This is a genomic window from Tenacibaculum sp. MAR_2009_124 (genome assembly GCF_900105455.1).
Lineage (GTDB): Bacteria > Bacteroidota > Bacteroidia > Flavobacteriales > Flavobacteriaceae > Polaribacter.
This window is the reverse complement of sequence record NZ_FNSF01000007.1, coordinates 399547-421731: the sequence shown is the minus strand read 5'-3', so window position 1 is coordinate 421731 and position 22185 is coordinate 399547. Positions and strand designations below refer to the sequence as shown.

Sequence of the window (22185 nt, the reverse complement as noted above, 5' to 3'; positions counted from 1 at the left end):
CCCCAAAATATTGTTTATCTAAAATCACTTGGAGTGTTGTTTGAACTTATTCCCTAGCTCCCAATTAAAATGTCTTTGTACTATAAAACATAATCAAGACATTCATATAATTTGAACAATCCAAAATTATTTTCTTCCTCCTCAAGATTATCAATATCTTTATAATCTCTTGTAGTTTTACCGTTATATTGTTGATTTGTATTCTGTATTCAGTGAATAGGTTAACTAGTGAATTTAACCTCTAACGTAATAGGGAAACAAAGCTATATTAACCCCTCATTTCTTAATTACTTTCAAAATAAGGAAACCGCTTTACTTAAATTAAATAATGCTTTAATACGCTTTGTTTCCTATTATCTCCCCTTCTATTTTTATTCCTGTTAAAAAGGAATATATCGTTAGTTTATTTAAACTGGACTAAGTTAATCCAGATGTCTCTGACTAATTAAAAAACAAAGAAGCGGTTTTCTTAATAATTCAAACAAATACGCTAAACCACCTCTTTGTTGTTAATCTATTAAATATTGTAAAAAATAATTGCCTTAATGTTTTACTTTAATAGACTTTTAAAATGTATCCCCCACAGTTACATTCTATCTTAAAACTATTATTAATACAGTTCCCTAAAATGAAAACTCCATTAACAATTAACTAAATAAAAATCGTGCTGATAAATTTTCAAGTTTTTGCCTGCACAAAACGTTCTATTTAAGATTGATAAATGTAAGAACTGTTTCTTTTTTATTCATCAAAACACTCCCCTACAAAACTCATACATTTTAAGAAAAAACGAATCTGTATTAGAAACAACGGGTCAAAGGGGTAGAAAACTAAACAAAAGTTAATCTTCATGTCAAATGTTGTAGTAATGTATAGGTGTATTGAAGGGATGTTGTATTTTAAACACTCAATATATAATCCGTTAAATTCATATCATGATCTAAATTCATCTTTTTACGAAGTCTATATCGTTTAACTTCAACACTTCGTGGTGAAATATTTAGTAACGGAGCTATTTCCTTTGAGGATAAATTAAGTCGTAAGTACGCGCAAAGTCTTAAATCGTTTGGTGTTAATGTAGGATGAAGTCCTTTTATTTTTTTAATAAAATCTTTGTCAGCATTATTAAATGCCTCTTTAAACATTTGCCAATCATCGGTATTATTCAAGTTTTTATCAATAATTTTGATAACATCTTTTATACTTTTATCGTTTCCAGACACCAATTCATTCTTAATTAAACCAAGTAGTTCATTCTTTTTAATAATACTCATCGTAGAGGTAGCTAATTCTCTACTTTTACTTTCCACATCAATTCTTAACTGCTCATTTTTAACTTTCATTAGCATTTTTTCATTTTCCAATGATTTTAATTCGAACTCTCTTTCCTTCTTCTCTAAAAGTCTTTTTCGCTGTCTCCTATAATAACCTCGATACATTCTATCCATGAAATAAGAAAATGCTAAAATCAATAAAAAGTAAACCACTAACATCAAATTAGTAGCATACCAAGGCTTATTTATAGTGAATGAATATGTAGCTTCATTTGTAGTTTGTTTATTCCCTACTCTTCCCCTAACTCTGAATACATATTCTCCAAAAGGAAGATTTTCAAACAGTATTTTACTTTGATGCTCCCAACTACTCCATGATTTTGAATATCCTTCTAGTTTATATTGATACTGAGGCTGAATATTTTTTATGAAACAAGGTATGCTATAATAAAAATCTAGGTTATTCTCAGAACTCGAAAACTCGCCTTCAACATTCAGTAACAACATATCTTTAGGTAAGTCCTGTTTATATTTTTTTGCAAAATCAATAGATATTTCATAAGATCTTTCTTTTTCTTTATCGTTTTCCAAATCCAGCATCAAATACCCATTATTAACACCTGTTAAAAATTGATTTTTATTAAGAGACAATATATTTTCGTAACCTATAGCTCCTTTCCTCAAAGATTCTGCTACTGGAATTCTTTTGATCTTACTTATATCATTTAAATCGTTTGGTTTTACATAAGAGATATAATTCTTAGAAAAGCTCCATAGTAAATTATTCTTTTCATCGAAAACTAATTTTCCAGAAGTATAATTTTTATCATTAAATAATTTACTCAAAGTACTGTCTTTAATAAAAGTACTGTTTCCTGTATATTCATATATCCCTTTTTTAAAAGAATACAAAATTCTTCCATTGTACTTTACAAGATTTGAGTGTACTCCTTTACTTATTAAGGTATCTTTTTCTATTTTAAGTACTTTTTCAAAATTATCGTCAACCAATAACTTAAAAACTCCTTTGTATTCATGGTTAACGAATATTTGATTTCTTCCAAAAACTTCAAAAGATCTACTCGAATTATCGAATCCTTCTATTTTATTTTTAACCTGCCAACCTTGGTTTTGTTTTTTCAAAACATACAAGCCTGTATAGTTTCCTTGTAAAATGGTCGTATCATTTAATCTTTTAAAAGACCAAGCCCCAAGTATATTTAATTGCTTTTTAATTTTTCCGTTTTCAATAATGAAAGTTCCCATGTCATGACCACAGAACAACTCACTATCTACTTCCAATAAACTCCATACTTGACCTTGAGTACCCGACACCAACTTAAACTCATCATTCGATGGGTATCTCTTAGAAAATAGTCCTTGATTTGTTCCAAGATATAAATTACCTTCATAAACAATTGAAGTATATACCGTACCTATTTTACCTTCTTTTTCGGTAAACTTCTTAATTGGAACTTCTGTATTAATACTATTAACACCATTATCTAATCCCAGCCAAACATTATTATTTATATCCTCAAACACGGAAAGTACAGTATTGTTACTCAAACCATTTTTCTGAGAAATATTATACATAAACTCTCCTCTTTCGTTAAAAAACAAGATACCATCAGAGATACTTCCCAAAGCATAATTTCCGTTTGCTAGTTTCGTACTGCTGTAGATCGATTTATCTTTTAAAATTTCATAAGTACTGTTCCATTCATTAATCTCGCCATTTTTAAACGTTACGAAACCTTTTTTATCGGTCAAAACCAAAATTTCACCTCTATCGAAGTACATATCTACGATTACCTGATTTTTGAAAATTTGATGATTAGAAACAAGCATAGCCTTTCCTTTTTCAAGCTTATATAAGCCATTTCCGAACTTCTGGAAATATATTTCACCATTTACTTCTATCAGTTTTGTTATCTTAACATCAGAAGAAATTGTTTTACAGGTTTTATTTTTTGTATTATACAGATATATTCTCTCCAATGATTGAAACAAGATCCATTCTTCGAACTCTAAAATATTCCAAAACTGCTCATCTTCTAAAATCGAAATTTTACTTTTCTTTACAATAGAAGTATATTTCAGCTCCCCAAAATCATCTCGTAGCCAATAACCAAAATCCATATAAAATCCAGTAAAAATTTTATCATTAACAACCTTAACAGACCTCATAATAGTTCCGTTAGGAGTATAATATAATTGCCAACTAGCCCCATTATATTCGAGTAGCCCCAAGTTATTTGCTACATAAATGGTTCCATTTTTTGACTGACTAATGGCCCAATTCTGCGATTCGGCTTTATAATCTTCTGGGTAATAAATATTGATAAGAGGAAACTCTTGTCCATAGATTTTACTGTTACAGAAAAAAAATAAAAGAAAAAAAGATAGATATTTAATTAATTTCAAGTTGTTTAGAATTTCTCTAATACAATAATACAAATATTTTTTTTTAATTGTAAACGTAAAAAGGGGCATCTATCGATCAGTCATGGTCGGAAGAAATTCCGACCATTTATTTTTAAGTTTCAAAATGATCTAAATTTCCATCACAAATTACCACAATCATAGCAATGGCTAAATTTCTGAGTTCCATTTTAAACCTTCTTTTAGCCGTTTTATACCCAATATTGTTAGCTTTTTTATAGATTGCTATTAACATTGCTACAATTAAAGTCATATATAGAACTACTTTGATTCCGTTTTTATTCAAAGATACTAAGTGACTTACATTTAGTTCTTGCTTTATAAAGCGAAAAAAGACCTCAATATCCCATCTCTTTCTATAGGCTTGCGTAATTTCCTTAGCAGAGAGATCAAATTGATTAGAAATAAAACAAAATTCTTTGTGATCTTCAGTTTTTGTTTTTGCAACAATCAAACGTAAAGGAGTCTTTACTAACTCTTGTTTATAGTGAATATTTCCTCTCTTATTATTTATAGCTTTACCAGTATACAGATATACTTTACTATCTTTTATAAGGCTTAACTCTCCTAGGTCAGAGTTTTGATTTTTATCGAGTAAAGATTCCAATTCTACATATTTTCTATTTTCTTTTGCTCTAGCAATAAAATAAATATCATTACCACTAAAATCTTTCATGGTTCTGGTAGATTGAAGACCTCTATCAATGACGTAAATATTTTTATGATTTTTGTGTTGTTTTACATGATCCATTATAACTTCAGGCAAAGCCATATCTTCACTGGAATACTTAGGTTCTGTAAACACTTTAAACTCACAAGGCAATAAACCATCAAAGGTAATAGTATATTTAACAGATTTCTTACCATTTTTATGATCAATTCCTTCTAATAATTTACTAGCAGCTTCACTAACCATCGAGCTATCCACATGAACTAATTGATGTTTTTCGTTATTAGAAGTCATTGGATAAGCATCGTGAAACTGGCTATAAATGCATTGATATATTTGAGCGAAATAATCGGAATCAATTTTAGATAACCTTTCTGAGATAGAACTTCTTCTGATGGATTCTGATTTATCTAAATTGAAAAGAGTTTTAAACAGAGAATCATTAAAAGTATCTTCTAAGGTACGTTGACTTAATTTTTCGTTTTCTACAATACCATAAAGCAACAAATAAAACATTTTTTTACCATGAAGCACTTTGGTGTAATAATCCACATTAGTTGTGGATGATAATTTAGATAAAAGAGCTTCTGGAATAATACCTAATAATTCTTTTACGGATATTTTATGATCTTTAAATACTGACATAATAGCTTAATTATCAGTATATAAGATACAAAAAACAATACTCAAAAACAAGTTAAACAACTGAAAAACAGCAGGTTAAATATTTTTTTTTTATTTCTTAGAAACAAAAAAAGTCGGAAGAAAAATCTTCCGACCATGACTGATATATCGACGCCCCTTTTTATAAATACTAAATTTCAAATAATTTATTTTTTCTCGTTAAGAATTGTTTTAATCTTATTTAAATTCATCCCATTGCTATCTAAATTTAAATCAGCGTTTTTCAAAACCGAAATTATTTTTGAAGGATTCATTTTTTCTCCTAAAATTCTTGCTACTCCTACACCTAGTTCTTTACCATATCCAAATGCTATAATTTCATTAATCGCATCCGATTCTCCAGTATAATAAATTCTTATATTATTTCCGTCTTTCTTAAAACTCATTAACTTCTTGTAAGAAGGATCACTTAATATTTTCTTTAGTTTGGCCTTTTCTTCTTCATAGGTTCCTTCATCAGCATTCTTAGCTGGAAGAGCCGTAATATTAACCTTCTTTACACTTTTGTAAATTACTTTGTCTTCTTCACTTAAATTATCTTCTGCCAATTCAACAACGCTTGCAGGTACATCAAGTGTTACGAAACTACTTTTATCTTGACTTTCTACAAGGTAATTTTGTAAAGACTCTTTTTTACTACAAGAGACTATAAAAGCGGTTAAACATATTAATGATAGTATATATAGTTTTTTCATTCTTTTATTTTTTGTTTTTAAAATATGGAGTTGAGATTTACTCAACTCCGTTATTATTTTCTATTACTTTTTATTTTTATCAGAAAATTTATTTGCAATTTTAGCCAGTTTATTCACATCAATATCGCCTGTTAAAGAAATGATCACGGACTCATATTTACCTTTATTTTCTTTTTTCTTAACATACATTAATACTTCACTAACTAAATCCTTATTCTTCGTAGCCTTCACATAAATTTTAACACGAGAATCTTTGTCTTTAACCCTCATTAATTGCGTTAAATTTGAACTTTTAATGCTACCATTAACCATAGCTTCCATTTTAGAAACTACAGCTGAGTTTTCAGAAGAAAAGATCTTAAGTTCATTTAATCCTTTAATGATATTAAAAACCTCCATATCTTCAGATTTAGCATCTGGAAATTTTTCCAAAAGAACAAACATATCCTTTGTTACTACTACAGATGACACTTCATCTAAATCTTCTAACTTATCAAAAGTTGATTGTCCAAAAACAACGTTAGTTGTAAAAATGAATGCTAGTATAAATAATATTTTTTTCATGACTTTCTTAATTTTAATCTACTTGGTTTTATTTTACTTTATTTATTTTTAGTTTACAGTTTCAATTACTTTGTTAACAGCCTTTTCATAAGTATTCAAGTGCCCAATTGCTTCTTTACCTTTGTTAATGTTATTTGAAACAGCATATAATGCTTCGTTTCCTTTGTTTAAATTGGTAGAAACCATATGAAGTGCTTCTTTAATTTGCTCAAATTGCCTTCTTTGCTCTTGCTCTTGATACTTGCCATACCCAATGTAGGTGCTAAATAACAAAACTACTGATGCAGCTACTGACAACCATTTCCAGTTCATTCTACTTGTTTTCTCAGGTTTTAACTGAATGGTTTTAGTAAACTTTTCATTTTTGCTTTGTTTAAAGTAATTAAACATAAAACTATATTCCTCTAGATGAGGAGCCACTTCTCCTGAAATAAAATATGCTTCTAATATTTTCTCCTCACTTAAAGTAGTTTCTGCGTTTAAATATTTTTCTAATAATTTTTCTATGTTAGCTAACTCCATAGTTGTGTTTTTTTATTAGTTCTTGTCTTATTGTTTTTCTGGCTCTAGAAAGTGCCACTCTTACTGCAGTTGGCTTCATATCCACCATTTTGCATATTTCATCAAATTCGTATTGTTCAATATCTCTAAGTTGAATAATTATTTTCTGTTGCTCAGGTAATTTTTCAATTAGCCTATGCACTTGGTTTACTGAATCATTATTCTCTACTTTTTTCTCCAACGCCGTTCCTTTTTCTTTATAGTTACTATGAACTAGCGTTAGGTTACTTGCTTGCTTAGACTTTAATCTATCGAAACAATAATTTTTTGTCATCGTCATCGCAAAAGCTTCCACATTTTTATAATCGGATAACTTCTCCTTGTTTCTCCACAATTTCAAATAAAGTTCTTGGGTAGCATCTTCAGCTTCTTCTGTAGAAACTAAAAGTCTTTTTGCTAAACGAAAGACCTTATCTTTAAAGGGTAAAACAGCTTTTAAAAAGTCTGATTGTTTCATTGTTGGTTGATTATTTGGTAAACATCACTGTTTTTTTTGTGCGTTTACATAATTACGACGACACTGTATAAACTTTGTTACACGATTTCAAAAAAAAATAATATTATTCATTAAATTGCGTTGTATTAGTACTAATATTTAGCAGAATGAAATTTTATAAATTACTTTTATTTTTTATTGTTTTCTCTAGTTTACTGTCCTGCAGCAGCAAGGATGAAGCTCCAGCCGAAATTGAAATTAATGATTTTGTTTGGAAAGGATTAAATGCATATTATTTATGGCAAGGAAACAATTCTGATTTGTCAGATAGGCGTTTTACCTCTGAGCAACAATTATACAGTTATTTATCTGGATTTAGTGATCCAAATACTTTATTTGAGAGTCTTTTATATCAAAAAGGTACCATAGACAAATGGTCTTGGATTGTTGATGATTATGTAGCTTTAGAGCAATCTTTTCAAGGTACTACTCAAACAACCGGAATGGAATTCGGACTTATAAGATACAGAAGTCAAGCGGATAATATTTTTGGGTATGTTCGATATATTGTTCCTGGAACAGATGCCGCTGATAAAGGCGTTACTCGTGGAATGATATTTAATGAAGTTAACGGTACTCAATTAACTGAAAGTAATTATAGGAGTCTTTTGTTTTCAGACAATTCGTCTTTCACTATTACCATAGCCGATTATAGTACGGGTAATCCTACTCCAACGGCAACAACAATTACCCTTACAAAAAACAGTTATACTGAAAACCCAGTGCATATCTCAAAAACATTAGATATTGATGGTCAAAAAATTGGATATTTAATGTACAACGGATTTACTTCTAATTTTGATGCTCAATTAAATCAAGCGTTTGCTCAATTTAAGTCAGAAGGAGCCACTGAACTAATTATCGACCTTCGCTATAATGGTGGTGGATCAGTGAGAACGTCAACGAGGTTAGGTAGTATGATTACGGGACAATTTACAAATGAAGTTTTTGCTAAGCAGCTATGGAATGAGAAATACATGAGTATTGCAAATCCTGAGTCTTTAATTGATAGGTTTCCAAGTGTAATTGAAAATAACGAAACTATTAATAGTCTTAACTTAACTAAAGTTTACTTTATCACCACAAAAAGTTCAGCTTCTGCTTCTGAACTTATTATTAATAGTTTAATTCCATATATTGATGTTAAAACTGTAGGAACTACAACTCATGGAAAATATGTAGGCTCTATAACTTTATATGATTCACCAACGTTTTATTCTAAAAACAACATTAACCCAAACCACAATTGGGCAATGCAACCCATTGTTTTGGAAATTGTAAACAAAAACAATCAAAATCAAAAAGATGGTATTGCTCCTTTTGTTGAATTAGAAGAAGACTATGGAAATCTAGGTATTTTAGGAGAGGTAGATGAACCTCTTCTTGAAAGAACAATTCAATTAATTACTACAGGAAGTAGAGGAAGTTCAAGAAATTCAGATTTACCCTATAAACTTGAGGCAATTGATAATTCAAAATCGAACTCGCCTACATACAATAATATGTATGTAAGACTGCATAGAAATTAATGTTTAGTAAAACATTAATTCATTAATGATCAGGTTTATTCTTATTAACTTTAAAACTAAGAATAAACCTGATTAAATTTTTCTCTTTAAAACTTATAGAAATCGACCATACGAATTAACACACTATTCGAGGAAAATTAACTCAAATCAAACCATCTAATAACTATAACAACGTCATTTGATTGTTTTCTAGACTTTCATTAGGTATTTTTAAAGAAGTATTCAGTTCCCCGTTTAAACCTTTTATAAAATGACTCGCTAGTAATGGCGATTCAACTTCTAAGTTTTGATGAATAAAAAAGTGGATATTTTCTAATCCAAGCTCTTTCCACTCTGCAAGACGATTCACCCAGTCATCTAACCTTGAATAATCAGATGGATGATTTGCACCAACATATCGAACAAAAGCTTCATTCGATGTTAAACTCATATGAACCATATCTCTTCTACCTGCAGTATCTACAATTACATTCGTTACTTTGTTTTCAGTTAAAAGACTTACATAATCATTAAAAATTACTTCGTCAGAAAACCAATCAGGATGCCTGACTTCTATTGCCAAAGGAATTTCACTTGGCCAACTTTTTACAAAGTTTTCAATTCGATCAAAATTTTTAGGTCCAAAATTAGAATGTAGTTGCAAAAAAATAGTTCCTAACTTTTCCTCTAATTGTAATGCACAATCTAAATAATAGTTAACAACTTCCTGAACTCCTTCTAATCGTTTCCAATGACTAATTTCTTGTGTCAACTTTGGAAAAAACTTAAACTCTTTTGGAGTTTTATTCTTCCATTTAGCAAATTGTTCTCCCGGAAACTGTCTATAAAAAGTAGCATTCAACTCAATAGAATTGAATTGCTTCGAATAATACTCAAGTTCATCTTTGGTACCTCTCGGATAAAAACCTTTTAAATCCGCTTTATTCCACTTTGCGCACCCTACATAAACATTTGTTTTGTTGCCTCCAGATTCTTTCAACACCTTAACCGTATTATCACGAGTTTTAGGTAATGAAAAATCAACTAACTCTGGTTGTTCTACTTTTCCAAATTTCATCTTTTATGCAGCTATTATAGGTTATAAAATCACTAATGATTAATCATCTATTAATTCGGTTCTAAAATCGTTCATGGTTTCCTCATTCTTTTGTTTCGCATGATTAAAACCTTGCACCCACCATTTCGACATTAATTTCTTCTCAAAAATCAATGAATTCGTTGTCAATACTGTCGGAGTGTAATACAAATTTAACTTAACATCGTTATGTTTTGCTGATAATTTACCAATTGTCACATTGTGCTTTTCAACATGTTCTAGCATAAAACCGAACACATCAAGCATCAACGAAAAAGGGTTTTTGGCAGGTAATCTATTTATTTGTGTAACTTCAGTTTCCAATATAATCGCATCAATTTCTTTGGCTCCTCTTAAAATCGCTTCCCGTATAGGCACTAAGCATCCAAAGCCTCCATCGGCATACTGGCAACTGTTTTTTTCTAGTAAACTCATGAAAGGAACATAATTACAAGATCCCCAAATCCAATCGCAATAATCTTCATAAGTACAATCTGAAATAGATTTATACTCAATTTTATTCGCTGTTAAATTCGAAATTGTTACTACTACCTCTTTGTTTTTTGCTCGAATCTCTTCGAACATTTCTTTGGTAACATTTTTCTTTATTAACCTCCTTAGATTTTTACTTTCTCCAAAAGTCTTTCTTCCATTTACAAAATTCCATAAAGTATTTCTGTGTCTTATAGAAACTACTTTTGCGCCATGAACTGTTTTTACTTTGAAAGGGCTATTACTAAAAATGGCATTTTGATTAACGTTAGTATATAGTTCTTTTAATTCATCAACTTTTTTAAGAGCTAAATGTGAAACCATTAAACTTCCTGTCGATGTTCCTAAAAGTAAATCATACTCCTTTTTCTTTTCTTTTATCAGGAATTCAGCAACGCCTCCGGCAAATGCACCTTTGCTGCCTCCTCCAGAAATAACCAATGCTTTTTTCATTTAATTTTTGATTTAAGGGGCTTTGTAATAAAATCAAATCATCGAAAAATTGTTTTTAAAGTTACTCCTAAACTTCTGGATAAAACAATTTGAATGATTTTTATCTATTTTAGTCGTGTAAAAATATCAAAAAATGACACGCATACTAACTCTTTTTTTAATTGTATTCTCTATAGTTTCTTGTAAAAGAGATAAATCTTCAAAAAGTTTTGAATCTATAAGCATTACCCAATTTAAAATGGACAACTGTAGTATAAGAGCTATCCATAGTGTTAGTAGTGATACATTGTATTATGCAGACTCTCAAGGAAACATCGGTCATACTTTTAATAATGGAAAATCATGGTCGAAAACTTCAATAAAATATAAAGACAGCCTTACTCCTAATTTTAGAAGTATTGCTGTGAATAATGACACCATTTTTACCTTATCAGTAGCCAATCCGGCCTTATTGTATAAAACTTTCAATGGGTCTACTCAATTAGTATATAAAGAAGAACATAGCAAAGTGTTTTACGATTCTATGTATTTCCTTGAAGACGGAAAACGTGCCATCGCTATTGGAGATCCAACCGATAACTGTCCTTCCATCATTATTTCTTCCGACTATGGAAACACCTGGTGTAAATTATCATGCACTCAACTTCCAGACTTTGAGGAAGGAGAAGCTTTTTTTTGCCGCTAGTAACACCAATATTAAAACTTTAGGAAAAACTATTTGGATTGTTTCCGGAGGTAAAAAAGCCCGTGTTTTAAAATCTCTTGATATGGGGAAAACTTGGAAGATCCATAACACCCCTATTATTCAAGGAAATGGCCCTCAAGGTATCTACTCTGTTGATTTTTATGACGAAAATAATGGCATAATTTTCGGTGGAGACTATTCTAATCCAAATGACAATTGCGCTAATAAGGCAATTACTAACGATGGAGGAAAAACATGGACTTTGATTGCTGATAATGAAGAACCAGGATATAAGAGTTGTGTAAAATATATTCCTAATTCTAGCGGGAAAGAAATAGTAGCTGTGGGTAAAACAGGTATATCCTATTCAAAAAATAGCGGTAAAAATTGGACTACAATTAGCTCCGATTCATTCTATACAATACAATTCATCAACGAGTCTTCTGCGTGGTTGGGTGGACCAGAAAAACTTGGGAAGCTAATCTTAAATTAATCTTAAGGTTTTGTTAAAAATAGTTTAATAAAATTAAGATATCCTAATTTTAGTATCTAAATTCAACTCAAACATAATGAAAAAACTTTTTATCCTGCTACTCTTCTCTAGCTTAATTCAAGTTAGGGCGCAAGAGTATTTCCCAATTAATACAGGAGTAAAAACATCGCAAAACAAGCTAATTGCCTTTAAAAACGCAAAAATTTTCATCACCGCTCAAAAAGTTCTAAAAAAAGGAACTTTACTTATAAAAGATGGAAAAGTTGTAAATGTTGGTAAATCTATTTCCATTCCAAAAGAGGCACATATAATTGATTTAAACGGTAAATCAATTTATCCTTCATTTATCGATGTTTATTCTGATTTTGGTATTAAAAAAATAAAAAGCTCTTTTAACTTTAGAGAAAGACCACAATATGATGCTGGTAGAAAAGGGTATTACTGGAACGATCATATTCGTCCCGATATAGACGCTTTCGAACAATTTTCTTTTGACAATAAAAAAGCTCAAGAACTCGTTAAATTAGGATTCGGAACGGTAAACACTCACGTTGACGACGGCATAATGCAAGGTAATGGCATTCTAGTTACTTTAAATACAAAGAGTAATAATGCGTACCGAATACTTAACAAGAAATCAGGAAACTATTTATCTTTTTCAAAAAGCAATAAATCTAAGCAAGCATATCCTACCTCAAGAATGGGTGCCATGGCATTATTGAGGCAAGCTTATTTAGATGCTGAATGGTATGAAAAAGGAACATCGAAAAATACAGATCTAGCTCTCGAAGCCTTAAATAATAATAAAGGGCTGCCTCAAATTTTTAAAGCTGGTGATTATTTAAATAATCTTAGAGCAGATAAAATTGGAGATGAATTTGGAATTCAATACACCATTCTTGGTGGAGGTAATGAATACGAAAGAATTCAGGATATTAAGAATACCAATGCCACTTTCATTCTTCCTATAAACTTTAGGAAAGCCTATGATGTTAGTAATATTGAACTTGCTAAAAAGATCGCACTAAGTGATATGCGTAAATGGAACCAAGAACCTTCTAACCCTAGTGCTTTTCAAAAAAGAGGAATACCTTTTGCCTTAACAACTCATAAATTAAAATCATTAAAAGATTTTAGTTCTAATCTAAGAAAGACTATTGATCATGGTTTAGATAAAACGACGGCATTAGAAGCTTTGACAACGATACCTGCAAAAATATTGAATAACACTTTTATTGGAAACTTGAATAAAGGAAGTTATGCCAACTTTATAATTTCTTCTGGTGATATTTTCGATAAAAGTACAACACTATATGAGAACTGGGTACAAGGAGCAAAACATATTGTAAATCCAATTGATGTTAAAGATATTACAGGTGATTACACCTTAAAAATTTCTGGAAATGAATATCTGATGTCTATTACTGGTAAAGGAGAAAAGCAAACTGCTTCCTTAAAAAAAGGAAAGAACAAAGTTAGTAGTAAGTTTTCTTTTAAAAATGGTTGGATTCAACTAACCGTCAACGATAAGAATAACTTTTCAAGAATTTCAGGTAAAACTTTACCAACATCCAACAATTTAAATGGAACTGGTATAGATAACATTGGGAATTCTCTTACTTGGTCTGCCATTAAGAAAGAAAGCAAGAAAAAAGATAAGAAAGATAAATCATCAGAGGAAGCCAAAATTCCTGAAGTAGTTTCTATAAGTTACCCTAATGTTGGTTTTGGAAATTATAGTATTCCGAACCAAGAAACTATTCTGATTAAAAATACAACGATATGGACCTCTGAAAATAGTAAAGTTTTAAAAAATACTGATCTATTAATTTCTGAAGGAAAAATTTCAAAAATTGGAAAAAAGCTTTCTTCAAGAAAAGCGAAAGTTATTGATGGAACTGGCAAGTATTTAACAGCTGGAATTATTGATGAGCATTCTCATATTGCTGCTTCAGCAATTAATGAAGCTGGGCATAACTCGTCTGCGGAAGTAACCATAGAAGATGTTGTTGCTCCTGATGATATCAATATTTATAGAAATATTGCAGGTGGTGTTACCTCTATTCAAATATTACATGGATCTGCAAATCCAATCGGAGGACGTTCTGCCATTATTAAATTAAAATGGGGAGAAAATGCCGATAATTTAATTTATAACAATACTCCAAAGTTTATCAAGTTTGCTCTGGGTGAAAATGTAAAACAATCGAACTGGGGAGATAACAATACAATTCGTTTCCCTCAAACAAGAATGGGTGTTGAGCAAGTTTACATTGATTACTTCCAAAGAGCTAAAGAATATGACGCTCTTAAAAAAAGCGGAAAACCGTATAGAAAAGATATTGAACTAGAAACACTAGCTGAGATATTAAACAAAGAACGCTTTATATCTTGCCATTCTTATGTACAATCTGAAATCAATATGTTAATGAAGGTAGCCGAGCAATTCGACTTTAACATCAATACATTTACTCATATTTTAGAAGGATATAAAGTTGCTGATAAAATGAAAGAACACGGTGTTGGTGGTTCAACTTTTTCTGATTGGTGGGCCTACAAATACGAAGTTAATGATGCCATTCCTTACAACGCCGCAATGATGCATCGTCAAGGAATTATTGTTGCTATCAACTCAGATGACGCTGAAATGTCAAGAAGATTAAATCAAGAAGCTGCAAAAACCATGAAATACGGTGGTTTAACTGAACAAGAAGCTTGGAGCATGGTTACGATAAATCCAGCAAAACTGCTTCACTTAGATGATAGAACAGGAAGTATTAAAGTTGGGAAAGATGCCGATGTTGTTTTATGGAGTAATAACCCTTTATCGGTATATTCCAAAGCAGAAAAAACAATTATTGATGGAACTATTTATTTTGATCTTGAAAAGGACATTGAAAAACGTAAGTCTATTCAACAAGAACGAGCTAAGTTAATTAACATGATGTTAAAAGAGAAAATAAAAGGTGCTCCAACCCAAAGCCCTGTTAAGAAAGTAAAAAAACTGTTTCATTGTGATACAGAATAAGAATTTATTGACAAAGCAAATGAAAAATATAATTTTATATAGTCTACTATACTTCTTATTCATTGGAAATATAGTAGGGCAACAAACACCCGCTCCAAAGCAAACTATTGATTATTCAATTGAGGGAGCAACCGCGCACATTGGAAACGGAACCATCATTGAAAACTCATTGATAATGTTTTCAAATGGAAAAATTTCGTTCGTAGGAAGTGCTAATTCAAGAATTGCAAGAATTGGAACCGTAATTAATGCGAACGGAAAACATATTTATCCAGGTTTTATAGCTGCAAATACTACACTAGGATTGGCAGAAATTGATGCAGTAAGAGCTACAAGAGATTATGATGAAGTTGGTAGTATGCTTCCTCACATTCGAAGTATTATTGCGTACAATACGGAAAGTAGAATTGTAGAATCAATGAGACCCAATGGGGTTTTAATAGCCCAAGTTACACCTAGAGGAGGAACTATTTCGGGGACTTCATCTGTAGTACGGCTAGACGCTTGGAATTGGGAAGATGCTATCGTAAAAGTAGATGACGCCATTCATGTTAATTGGCCAAATAATTTTAGCAGAGGTAGATGGTGGCGAGGAGAAGATCCTGGATTAAAACCAAATAAAGAATACGCAAAAAACTGTAAAAAAATAAGCGAATTCTTTACCAATGGAAAAAACTACTTAACAGAATCAACTAAAAACATCAATTTACCTTATGAAGCTCTTAAAGATGTGTTTAATGGAACAAAGAAGGTTTTTATTCATGTTAATGGTCAAAATAGAATTACAGATGCTATAAATCTATTTGAAAGCTTAGGTATAAAAAAAGTAGTAATTGTTGGTGGTCACGAAGCTGAAAACGTAGCTAATTTATTAAAATTACATAATATTCCTGTAGTGTTAGAAAGAGCTCATCGCTTACCTTCTAGCGAAGATGAAGATTATGATCGCCCTTATCGTTCAGCCAAAATTCTTTCAGATGCTGGAATTTTAGTTGGATTAGGAATGAATGGAGAGATGGAAAGAATGAATACGAGAAACCTTCCTTTTTACGCAGGAACATATGCCGCTCATGGTTTAGGAACTGAAAAAGCTGTACAGTTAATTACTTTGAATAATGCCAAAATTTTAGGTATTGATAATTTCACTGGTACATTAGAGGTAGGAAAAGATGCCACACTGTTTATTTCAAACGGTGATGCTTTAGATATGAGAGGGAATGTTTTAATCTCTGCTTTTATTCAAGGAAGAAAATTGAGTTTAGAGACACATCAAACAAAACTCTGGAAACGATATTCAAAAAAATATAACAACTAATTTGTTGGTCCCCCCCCTTTATTACGAAGAGTCGTTCATTATTTTATGAACGACTCTTTAACAATTAATATATCATATACATATAATTACACCCATTTCATTCTTCCTTCAGAGTTTTAATATCCGCAATTAATTGCATTACTGAGTTTCGATTAAGCCCATTGTAAATACCTCGAATATGTCTATTAGAGTCTATTAAAACAAAATTTTCAGTATGTAAAAAGTCCTCTTCAGATTTCGTTTTCCCTAAATCTTCTTCAACAAAATAAGCCTTACGCCCCAAATCATATATTTCTTTACGTATTCCAGTAAGTAAGTACCATTTTTTTGAATCTATATTCTTATTGTTTGCATAATCTCTTAATACCTGAACACTATCTTTTTCGGGAGTAACAGAAAAAGACACTATCATAACTTCCTCATCTTCTTTAAAATAACCCTGCACTAAAGACATGTTATCAGTCATTTTCGGGCAAATACCAGGACAAGATGTAAAGAAAAAATCTACTATATAAATTTTGCTCGACAATGATTCATTCGTAATGAATTCTCCTTCCTGATTTGTCATAGAGAATGAAGGGATTTTATGAAAACTCTTTTCCTCATCGCTACCTGGAGTCAACCAATGTGGTCTAAATGTTGCTTCTTTATAATAAGGTAAGGTGGCTACTCTACTCGATTTTTCATTACTCTTCTTGCAACAAACAAATAGAGAAAAGATTAAAACAACTATTTTAATTTTTGTACTGTACATACTCATCTTTTAGTTGATAGCATAAATTGGCACGTTTCAATCCGAAAATACGTCCATTCTTAGCCTCATAATTATTATATAATTTTCCATTCTTTCTCCAAGATCTTTGAAGTCCGTGTTCTTTTCCATTTACTATATTAAGGCTTTTAAACTTCTCACCTGATTTATACCATTGTTTTTGAACTCCATTTACTACCCCATTTGTATGCTCAGACATTGAACGAATATTGCCATTTACCCACCATGATTTTGTAGTTCCATGCTGTTTTCCATCTTTATAAACTGAATGATAACTTAACAATCCCATAGAAAACCATTTTTTATAATCGCCCTCTCTTTTCCCATTAACATAATCTATTGTTTCTGATTTATTTCCATTAGGATAATACTTCATTGCTGTACCAGTAAATAAAGTATCATTGTAAAAGACGAGCCCAATATTTTTGCGCAATTCAATTTTATCATTTAAAACAACTCGATTTTTAAATTGAACCTTCACAGATTGATCGCAAGACAAAAAGAATATAAATACTGCAAAAATTTCTATTTTCCTCATATTCCTCTATACCATATTATTGAATACTACTTGGCGTACCTTGAAAATCACCAGGGAATAGAATATAATATTCATTTAAATATAAATCATTCTGAATGTGATAATGATATTCACCATCTGGATTATGAATCGTTGGTCCAAAATGACCTCCAGAACTATCTAAATCCGATGGATATTCTCCATTTTCACTATCTCTTCTTCCATACAAGAAAAACCCATCAGCCATAACGCCTATTAATTTATGATCATCATTACTCCATGCCTTAGGCTCTAAATGATAGTGAAAGCTTTGTGGTCCAGTATGTGCTCCCGAGTAATCTAAAGATGAAACGGCGTTATCTAAAGGAACATTTGGGCCTTCTTCATCATTATAAATGACTGCGCCCGAAACGGCTATTCCAATAGCACCTAGTCCTGTTGAAGTTGTTGAATTCGCCTTACCTGGTTCCGAGGAAACAGATAGAGTATAAGACCCATTAAAATCATCAATATTACCTGGAGACATTCTTGTATAACTAGTAGCTGTTGGCTCTACAAACAACGGATGATTCACCGCAGATGCCGGTGTAGTGATTCCATCAATTTCTCGCGAAGTTGTGTTAGACCAATAAGGTGAAGTATGATTTGGCATACCATTTGTTTCAATAATCACTGTATTACCAGTTAATGTAACACTAACATTATCGCCGAATTCTTCGTATGCAACATGTAAAATTCCAGTTACATCATTTCCGTCATTTCCATCCACATCGTTATTATCGGAACTACATGCATAACAAATTCCTACTAAAAACGTAAAAACCATCAATCCATTTACTACTTGTTTTGTCATTTTTTTTGTTTTACTAATTAACATTAGTTAGACCTTAAAAAACTGAAAAAGTTTAATTTAACTACTATTATTTCAATTTCTTAATGATTTAAATAAATGATTTCTTAAATACATGTAATAATGAAAGACCTTAGTTTAAGCTTTAATTTTATGGTTCCTTATTTTAGATATAACAAAAATCCTGTGAAGCAAGCTTCACAGGATTTTCAAAATTATTCAAATATCGTCAACGTATTACGTGACGACATAGCATAGTATTTATTACTTAACTTCTTCGAAGTCTACATCTTCTACGTTATCTCCTTGAGATTGCGCGTTAGGATCTCCTTGAGCTTGTTGTGCTCCTGCATCAGCTCCACCAGCCTGTTGCTGACCAGCATACATTTCTTCTGAAGCAACTTTCCAAGCCTCATTGATTTTTTCCATTGCGGCATCAATTTGAGCTATGTCTTTAGACTCATGAGCTTTCTTTAACTCTTCTAAAGCAGTTTCAATTGGCTGTTTTTTATCGTCTGACAACTTTTCACCAAATTCTTTTAATTGCTTTTCAGTTTGAAAAATCATTGAATCCGCGCCATTCACTTTATCAATAGTTTCTTTGGCTTTAGCATCGGCTTCTGCATTTGCTTCAGCATCAGCTTTCATTTTTTGAATTTCTTCTTCTGTTAATCCTGAAGAAGCTTCAATTCGAATATCTTGAGACTTTCCAGTTGCTTTATCGGCTGCAGAAACATTTATAATTCCATTTGCATCAATATCAAAAGTTACTTCAATTTGAGGAACCCCTCTTTGTGCTGGTGGAATATCAGTTAATTGAAAACGTCCAATCGTTTTGTTATCAGCTGCCATTGCTCTTTCTCCTTGTAATACATGGATATCAACAGATGGTTGGTTATCTACTGCTGTAGAGAATACCTGAGATTTCTTAGTAGGAATTGTAGTATTTGCATCGATTAACTTTGTAAACACATTCCCCATTGTTTCAATACCTAATGATAAAGGTGTAACATCTAATAACAATACATCTTTAACATCTCCTGTTAAAACTCCTCCTTGAATTGCAGCTCCTAATGACACTACTTCATCTGGGTTTACTCCTTTACTTGGAGACTTACCGAAGAATTTCTCAACAGCCTCTTGAATTGCAGGAATACGAGTAGAACCTCCAACTAAAATAATTTCGTCAATCTCAGAAGTTGATAAATCTGCATTTTTTAAAGCTGTTCTACATGGTTCAATTGTTCTTTTTACTAAATCATCGATTAACTGCTCAAACTTTGCTCTACTTAAAGTTCGAACTAAGTGCTTAGGTCCTGAAGCAGTAGCAGTAATATATGGTAAGTTAATTTCAGTAGATGTAGTACTAGATAATTCAATCTTAGCCTTCTCTGCTGCTTCTTTTAAACGTTGTAAAGCCATTGGATCTTTACGTAAATCCATGTTTTCTTCCGAGTTAAACTCTTCAGCTAACCAGTTAATGATTTTCTCATCAACATCATCTCCTCCTAAGTGAGTATCTCCATCGGTAGCTAATACCTCAAAAACTCCATCTCCTAATTCCAAGATAGAAACATCATGTGTACCACCTCCAAAATCGAAAACTACAATTTTCTTATCATCATTTGATTTATCTAAACCATAAGCTAAAGCAGCTGCTGTTGGTTCGTTAATGATACGACGAACTTTTAATCCTGCAATCTCTCCAGCTTCTTTAGTTGCTTGTCGCTGAGCATCATTAAAATAAGCAGGAACGGTAACAACCGCTTCAGTAACATCCTGACCTAAATAATCTTCAGCCGTTTTTTTCATTTTTTGCAATATCATTGCAGATATTTCTTGCGGAGTATATAAACGATCGTCTATTTTTACACGTGGAGTATCATTATCTCCTTTCACCACCTCATAAGGAACTCTACCTGCTTCTCTTTGAGATTCAGAATATTTATTCCCCATAAAACGCTTAATAGAGTAAACTGTTTTAGTTGGGTTTGTTACTGCTTGACGTTTTGCAGGATCACCTACTTTACGCTCTCCTCCTTCAACAAAAGCAACAACAGATGGGGTAGTTCTTTTTCCTTCTGAATTAGGAATTACTACTGGCTCATTTCCTTCCATTACAGACACACATGAATTAGTAGTACCTAAATCTATACCTATAATTTTACTCATAATTTTATTTACAGTTTAAATTTTTAATTCAATTTTACGATATGAATTAGTCAAACTGTATGCCATTAGCTTTTACACTCTCTTTTGGCAGAAATTAACAAAATCAATGTCAAATTCGATGACACAATGTCATTGTAATTGGTTTTTCAAGTAATTATTATATACCAATTTAATATTTGCATAGGTGTTTAGCAACGCCTTTTCTATTTCTTTTTCATTTTTAAAACAAACATCGGTTATCCCTTCTTCCGTTTGTGGCTTTAGTTCTCCTTTATATCCTGAGTGCATTAAAAACCAATACGTTTCTTTTAGTCTTTTTTTTCCTCCTTGAATGAATAAATGATAGGTATTAATTAAGAATTTCTTTAAAACAACATCTTCAATACCGCACTCCTCTTCTACTTCACGAATCGCAGCTTCCTCAATTTCTTCTCCTTCTTCTATTCTACCTTTTGGCAGATCCCATTTTTCGCCTCTAAAAATAAAAAGCACCTCTTTACTTTCATTTAAAACCAAACCGCCTCCAGCCACTATAGGCTCATAAATTTCTCTTATTTCCTTCCAACTTTCTTCTATGTTCGTACAATACAAATAAACTCCCACTAAGACATCTGTTTTTAACTTATGAATAACCTCTTCAAAAGCAATGTTTTTAAAGAGATATAAGGGATAATCTTCATCGTTATTTAATGAAGTTGTTAAGATTATTGGCTTATCATTAACAAAAACTTTATACATTTGCGGCATGGATTTTAACAAAGATACGGCAAAAAAAACAGCTGAACTCCTTTTACAGGTCAAAGCTATTAAATTGAGTCCACAAGATCCTTTCACGTGGGCTTCGGGATGGAAATCACCTATTTACTGCGACAATAGAATTACATTGTCTTATCCTTCTGTTAGAAATTTTCTAAAAGAAAAGATAGCTAAATTAGTTGAAGAAAAACATGGCAAACCAGATGCCATTGCGGGGGTAGCAACGGGAGCCATTGCTATTGGTGTTTTAGTCGCTCAAGAATTAGGAGTACCTTTTGTATATGTTCGTCCAGAACCAAAAAAACATGGACGAAAAAATCAAATTGAAGGGTACCTTGAGAGTGGTCAAAACGTTGTTGTTATTGAAGATTTAATCAGTACTGGTAAAAGTAGTTTAGAAGCTGTTAAAGCTCTAAAAGAAGCAAAGGCTACTGTAAAAGGTATGGTTGCTATATTTTCATATGGTTTTAATATCGCTACAAAGAATTTCACTGAGCATAATGTTGAACTAACCACTCTAAGTAATTATGACTTTTTATTAGAACAAGCTTTAGACAGTCAATATATCTCAAGAGAAGAAATGAGAACTCTTGAAGACTGGAGAATGGCTCCAAGTGAATGGAAACAAAACGAAGAACAAACGCCTTAAACACTTAAAC

The 22185-nt window shown here is 31.5% G+C and carries 19 protein-coding genes; 6 read left to right on the top strand and 13 right to left on the bottom strand.

Annotation, left to right across the window (positions count from 1 at the left end; translation table 11 throughout):
- Positions 1 to 899: 899 nt before the first annotated feature.
- The 6 genes from BLW23_RS18740 to BLW23_RS18715 form a co-directional block, all read right to left on the bottom strand.
- Positions 900 to 3701, bottom strand: coding sequence for a helix-turn-helix and ligand-binding sensor domain-containing protein (locus BLW23_RS18740; RefSeq protein ID WP_255362837.1), 2802 nt, complete (start codon positions 3699 to 3701; stop codon positions 900 to 902).
- A gap of 112 nt (positions 3702 to 3813) precedes the next feature.
- Positions 3814 to 5034 (bottom strand): IS4 family transposase, encoded by a 1221-nt coding sequence (locus BLW23_RS18735; protein ID WP_093667314.1) that lies wholly within the window; start codon positions 5032 to 5034, stop codon positions 3814 to 3816.
- Between the two features lie 185 nt (positions 5035 to 5219).
- On the bottom strand, positions 5220 to 5768 hold the full coding sequence (locus tag BLW23_RS18730; protein ID WP_093672737.1) for a DUF4252 domain-containing protein: 549 nt from the start codon (positions 5766 to 5768) through the stop codon (positions 5220 to 5222).
- Between the two features lie 63 nt (positions 5769 to 5831).
- Entirely contained in the window at positions 5832 to 6332 is a 501-nt protein-coding gene (locus BLW23_RS18725) for a DUF4252 domain-containing protein (protein ID WP_093672735.1), read from the bottom strand.
- A 48-nt stretch (positions 6333 to 6380) separates the two neighbouring features.
- The gene (locus tag BLW23_RS18720; RefSeq protein ID WP_093672733.1) at positions 6381 to 6854 is read right to left on the bottom strand and encodes a hypothetical protein; all 474 of its coding nucleotides are present in this window, start codon (positions 6852 to 6854) and stop codon (positions 6381 to 6383) included.
- Complete coding sequence (locus BLW23_RS18715) at positions 6841 to 7350, bottom strand: RNA polymerase sigma factor (protein ID WP_093672731.1); 510 nt, start codon at positions 7348 to 7350, stop codon at positions 6841 to 6843. The genes BLW23_RS18720 and BLW23_RS18715 overlap by 14 nt, the downstream gene beginning before the upstream one ends.
- Positions 7351 to 7496: 146 nt before the next feature.
- Between BLW23_RS18715 and BLW23_RS18710 the strand changes: the two genes are divergently transcribed.
- Entirely contained in the window at positions 7497 to 8918 is a 1422-nt protein-coding gene (locus BLW23_RS18710; protein WP_093672729.1) for a S41 family peptidase, read from the top strand.
- Between the two features lie 163 nt (positions 8919 to 9081).
- Here BLW23_RS18710 and BLW23_RS18705 read toward each other — a convergent pair whose 3' ends face one another.
- Together BLW23_RS18705 and BLW23_RS18700 are read right to left on the bottom strand one after the other, a co-directional pair.
- A complete protein-coding gene (locus BLW23_RS18705) occupies positions 9082 to 9975 on the bottom strand; it encodes a DUF72 domain-containing protein (protein ID WP_093672727.1) in 894 nt (297 codons plus the stop codon).
- Positions 9976 to 10014: 39 nt separating this feature from the next.
- The gene (locus tag BLW23_RS18700; protein WP_093672725.1) at positions 10015 to 10938 is read right to left on the bottom strand and encodes a patatin-like phospholipase family protein; all 924 of its coding nucleotides are present in this window, start codon (positions 10936 to 10938) and stop codon (positions 10015 to 10017) included.
- A 133-nt stretch (positions 10939 to 11071) separates the two neighbouring features.
- Here BLW23_RS18700 and BLW23_RS23775 point away from each other — a divergent pair, with 133 nt between their 5' ends.
- The 4 genes from BLW23_RS23775 to BLW23_RS18685 all read left to right on the top strand — a co-directional run bounded on the left by BLW23_RS23775 (position 11072) and on the right by BLW23_RS18685 (position 16459).
- Positions 11072 to 11623, top strand: coding sequence for a WD40/YVTN/BNR-like repeat-containing protein (locus BLW23_RS23775; protein ID WP_255362836.1), 552 nt, complete (start codon positions 11072 to 11074; stop codon positions 11621 to 11623).
- A complete protein-coding gene (locus BLW23_RS23770; RefSeq protein ID WP_255362835.1) occupies positions 11592 to 12116 on the top strand; it encodes a WD40/YVTN/BNR-like repeat-containing protein in 525 nt (174 codons plus the stop codon). Before BLW23_RS23775 ends, BLW23_RS23770 begins: the two co-directional genes overlap by 32 nt.
- Positions 12117 to 12192: 76 nt before the next feature.
- A complete protein-coding gene (locus tag BLW23_RS18690) occupies positions 12193 to 15144 on the top strand; it encodes an amidohydrolase family protein (protein ID WP_093672723.1) in 2952 nt (983 codons plus the stop codon).
- 19 nt (positions 15145 to 15163) lie between these two features.
- Positions 15164 to 16459 (top strand): amidohydrolase family protein, encoded by a 1296-nt coding sequence (locus BLW23_RS18685; RefSeq protein ID WP_093672721.1) that lies wholly within the window; start codon positions 15164 to 15166, stop codon positions 16457 to 16459.
- A gap of 97 nt (positions 16460 to 16556) precedes the next feature.
- Here the strand turns inward: BLW23_RS18685 and BLW23_RS18680 are convergent, their stop codons facing one another.
- The 5 genes from BLW23_RS18680 to BLW23_RS18660 all read right to left on the bottom strand — a co-directional run bounded on the left by BLW23_RS18680 (position 16557) and on the right by BLW23_RS18660 (position 21508).
- Entirely contained in the window at positions 16557 to 17213 is a 657-nt protein-coding gene (locus BLW23_RS18680) for an SCO family protein (protein ID WP_317039336.1), read from the bottom strand.
- Positions 17194 to 17769, bottom strand: a complete 576-nt coding sequence (locus BLW23_RS18675; RefSeq protein WP_255362834.1) for a toxin-antitoxin system YwqK family antitoxin — start codon at positions 17767 to 17769, stop codon at positions 17194 to 17196. The genes BLW23_RS18680 and BLW23_RS18675 overlap by 20 nt, the downstream gene beginning before the upstream one ends.
- 16 nt (positions 17770 to 17785) lie before the next feature.
- Entirely contained in the window at positions 17786 to 18601 is an 816-nt protein-coding gene (locus BLW23_RS18670) for a YHYH protein (RefSeq protein WP_255362833.1), read from the bottom strand.
- A 261-nt stretch (positions 18602 to 18862) separates the two neighbouring features.
- A complete protein-coding gene (dnaK, locus tag BLW23_RS18665; RefSeq protein WP_093672715.1) occupies positions 18863 to 20770 on the bottom strand; it encodes a molecular chaperone DnaK in 1908 nt (635 codons plus the stop codon).
- A gap of 129 nt (positions 20771 to 20899) precedes the next feature.
- The gene (locus tag BLW23_RS18660) at positions 20900 to 21508 is read right to left on the bottom strand and encodes an NUDIX domain-containing protein (RefSeq protein ID WP_255362832.1); all 609 of its coding nucleotides are present in this window, start codon (positions 21506 to 21508) and stop codon (positions 20900 to 20902) included.
- A gap of 7 nt (positions 21509 to 21515) precedes the next feature.
- Here BLW23_RS18660 and pyrE point away from each other — a divergent pair, with 7 nt between their 5' ends.
- Positions 21516 to 22175: an orotate phosphoribosyltransferase gene (gene pyrE / locus BLW23_RS18655; protein WP_093672711.1), complete on the top strand. Its 660-nt coding sequence runs from the start codon at positions 21516 to 21518 to the stop codon at positions 22173 to 22175.
- Positions 22176 to 22185 lie beyond the last annotated feature (10 nt).

Bases quoted from the DNA above. Each gene is read 5' to 3' on its own strand.
- BLW23_RS18735 (WP_093667314.1), bottom strand. From the start codon at position 5,034: ATGTCAGTATTTAAAGATCATAAAATATCCGTAAAAGAATTATTAGGT.
- BLW23_RS18730 (WP_093672737.1), bottom strand. From the start codon at position 5,768: ATGAAAAAACTATATATACTATCATTAATATGTTTAACCGCTTTTATA.
- BLW23_RS18725 (WP_093672735.1), bottom strand. From the start codon at position 6,332: ATGAAAAAAATATTATTTATACTAGCATTCATTTTTACAACTAACGTT.
- BLW23_RS18720 (WP_093672733.1), bottom strand. From the start codon at position 6,854: ATGGAGTTAGCTAACATAGAAAAATTATTAGAAAAATATTTAAACGCA.
- BLW23_RS18715 (WP_093672731.1), bottom strand. From the start codon at position 7,350: ATGAAACAATCAGACTTTTTAAAAGCTGTTTTACCCTTTAAAGATAAG.
- BLW23_RS18710 (WP_093672729.1), top strand. From the start codon at position 7,497: ATGAAATTTTATAAATTACTTTTATTTTTTATTGTTTTCTCTAGTTTA.
- BLW23_RS18705 (WP_093672727.1), bottom strand. From the start codon at position 9,975: ATGAAATTTGGAAAAGTAGAACAACCAGAGTTAGTTGATTTTTCATTA.
- BLW23_RS18700 (WP_093672725.1), bottom strand. From the start codon at position 10,938: ATGAAAAAAGCATTGGTTATTTCTGGAGGAGGCAGCAAAGGTGCATTT.
- BLW23_RS23775 (WP_255362836.1), top strand. From the start codon at position 11,072: ATGACACGCATACTAACTCTTTTTTTAATTGTATTCTCTATAGTTTCT.
- BLW23_RS18690 (WP_093672723.1), top strand. From the start codon at position 12,193: ATGAAAAAACTTTTTATCCTGCTACTCTTCTCTAGCTTAATTCAAGTT.
- BLW23_RS18685 (WP_093672721.1), top strand. From the start codon at position 15,164: ATGAAAAATATAATTTTATATAGTCTACTATACTTCTTATTCATTGGA.
- BLW23_RS18680 (WP_317039336.1), bottom strand. From the start codon at position 17,213: ATGTACAGTACAAAAATTAAAATAGTTGTTTTAATCTTTTCTCTATTT.
- BLW23_RS18675 (WP_255362834.1), bottom strand. From the start codon at position 17,769: ATGAGGAAAATAGAAATTTTTGCAGTATTTATATTCTTTTTGTCTTGC.
- BLW23_RS18670 (WP_255362833.1), bottom strand. From the start codon at position 18,601: ATGACAAAACAAGTAGTAAATGGATTGATGGTTTTTACGTTTTTAGTA.
- dnaK (WP_093672715.1), bottom strand. From the start codon at position 20,770: ATGAGTAAAATTATAGGTATAGATTTAGGTACTACTAATTCATGTGTG.
- BLW23_RS18660 (WP_255362832.1), bottom strand. From the start codon at position 21,508: ATGTATAAAGTTTTTGTTAATGATAAGCCAATAATCTTAACAACTTCA.
- pyrE (WP_093672711.1), top strand. From the start codon at position 21,516: ATGGATTTTAACAAAGATACGGCAAAAAAAACAGCTGAACTCCTTTTA.